The 2,347-nt window shown below is 32.6% G+C and carries 1 protein-coding gene and 1 pseudogene; one reads left to right on the forward strand and one right to left on the reverse strand.

Features of this window, described 5'->3' with window-relative positions; genetic code table 11:
• Positions 1-84: 84 nt before the first annotated feature.
• Positions 85-1,548: a recombinase family protein gene (locus BHU72_RS07830; protein WP_069702085.1), complete on the reverse strand. Its 1,464-nt coding sequence runs from the start codon at positions 1,546-1,548 to the stop codon at positions 85-87.
• Positions 1,549-2,190: 642 nt separating this feature from the next.
• Between BHU72_RS07830 and BHU72_RS16165 the strand changes: the two are divergent.
• Positions 2,191-2,347, forward strand: a pseudogene (locus BHU72_RS16165) (IS21 family transposase); the annotation flags it as partial.

Below are 2,347 nucleotides of genomic sequence, written 5' to 3' on the forward strand. Positions count from 1 at the left end.
CATTTGCAATACATACCTTTTGCGAACGGTATTTTGACAATTGTCGGATAGTAAGTTTCTGCTGCTATACCAAAATGCCATGCGTTATTGGCTATTCTTAAAAGCATATTCAAAATCTAAGGTCCCATCAGGGTGCATAACTATTTCTTTAATTAAAATGCTAAATATATGGTGAAGATCCTGATCCATTCGCTCAAGTTCTTTAAAAGCATTCGAAATATTCGTTATCTGAGTTTGTTTATATTTTTTAGTTCCTAGTTTGATTATTTGGTCTTCAGTAGCTTTTAATTCTTTATCTAATTCTGCCTTCTTTTCTTCAAATTGAGATTTATCTATGACATTCTCCAAGTATAAGTCCAGGAGCCTTTTATTTTTAGTAATTAGCTGTACTTGCTTTTTTTTCAATGTCTCTTTTTCTTCAATCATTTGATTCTCAAAGTCACTATTAAACTTTAAATTTATCTCTTTTCCCTTTTGAATCAATTGTTCTATGACAAATTTTCGCAACTCACTATAAGTAATAGGTTCATGTGATACACATCCAGCTTGTCCATACCTTCTATGCCTACTGCATTTTAAATATGCCCAAATGGTTTTTGTTCCGTTTACTTTTTTACGGTGTGATTGCATAACTATCATATTCGATCCACATTCGGAGCATTTTAGTATTCCTCTTAACTCGTTCCATGCCGTAATTTTCTTTTTTTTATTTGTTACTTCTTTACTATTGGCTTTCATCCAATCTTCTTCTGTAATAATGCCTGGGTGGTGGTTTTCGAAAACAATCCAACGCTCTTCTGGATTCTTGACTTGTTTTTTCCGTCCACCAACTTTAATAGTTGTATGCTTATTTAAGATAAATGTCCCGTAATATATCTTGTTCTGAAGAATGGATTGAACGGATGTTACTTGCCATAGTTGTTTTGTCTTTGATAAATAACCGAGTTCATTAAGCTTTTTCGTTATCTTTTTGTATCCAAGCCCTTCAGTGTATAGTTCAAACATTAATCTTACAACTTGAGCTTCTTCTTCATTGATAACTAGTTTTTTATCGATTACATCATAACCATATGGCACCTTCCCTATATGCTCGCCCCTTCTAACCTTTGCAGCCAGAGCCGAGGTAATACCAACACTTAGGGTTCTACTATATTGCGCAGCGAAAAAAGACCAAAGCTCATAATTCATATCATTTTTATTGGACTGAAAACTGTCATAGCCCTCTTCTACCGAGACTACTCTAACTTTATATTGTTGAAATATCTCTCTTAATTCTAGTGAATCTTTCAAATCACGAGTTAAACGAGATAATGATTTGAAAATTATCATATCTATTTCTTTGAGTTTTGCTTTTTCAATTATGTTTTGCATTGCTGGTCTGTCTAGCAGCAGTGTTCCAGAAATCCCTTCGTCTTTATATACGGAATCATCATTCCATTGAAAACCATTTCTTTCAAGCCAGTTTCTGCATATATCTATTTGGTTACCAACTGAAGATATTTGTTCTTCTTTATCAGTTGATACACGGGCGTACACAGCGTAGTTCATCGTTCCACCTCAACAAAGATTTCTACTTATATATTATAGCATCTAGTATATATTAACAAATTATAATCTGATAAGCTTAATTAAATAATAGGTTAACCTACTAAGAAAACAAGATATAGTAGGTTAACCTATTATAAATTAGCTAAATGTATCTTTGTTCCACCAAAGACCCAGAACATTCACAAATAATATAAATTACGTCACAATTATAAGCTAAATTTTTTTCAGAGTTTACATCTAATCTGATATATCTGTCTATATATAAGCTGAATGAAGTGTTCATATAAAAATGAATAAGTGTTGCTGAATATTAGGTTCTCTGTCAAATGTGGTGGTGCGTTAGCACCGCCATTTCTCTTTTCATAGGAAGAGTGTAGTCTCTAGTACGCTCTGCCAAACTTTTGTTTGCATTTACTTATTTCGCCAAACCCCTCCATAGTCTACAAAAACTTTTCAACATATTCCGACAAAAGAAAAAGATCCCTTACAACAAGGAATCTCAATGGATTAACTGCCTATTTATTCATTCTCTATTTAGTTTAATATTGTATTATAAATGCTAGGCTAATAATGTACAAAATTGATTGAATAAGAATGTACAATTTTCAACCCTACATGCATACTGGTTATGGGGTGAAATGTATGCATGTAAAACTAGACATAACAACAGAAATTGAAATTACTAGACTCTCAGATTTACCAAAACTGAAACTTCTCATGGAGAATCTCAATATGAAAATAAACAAAAGTGAATTAGCAAGGAAGTTCCAGGTAGACAGAAGAACTGTAGATAAATACC

This window comes from Desulfuribacillus stibiiarsenatis, assembly GCF_001742305.1.
Classification (GTDB): Bacteria; Bacillota; Bacilli; order Desulfuribacillales; family Desulfuribacillaceae; genus Desulfuribacillus_A; species Desulfuribacillus_A stibiiarsenatis.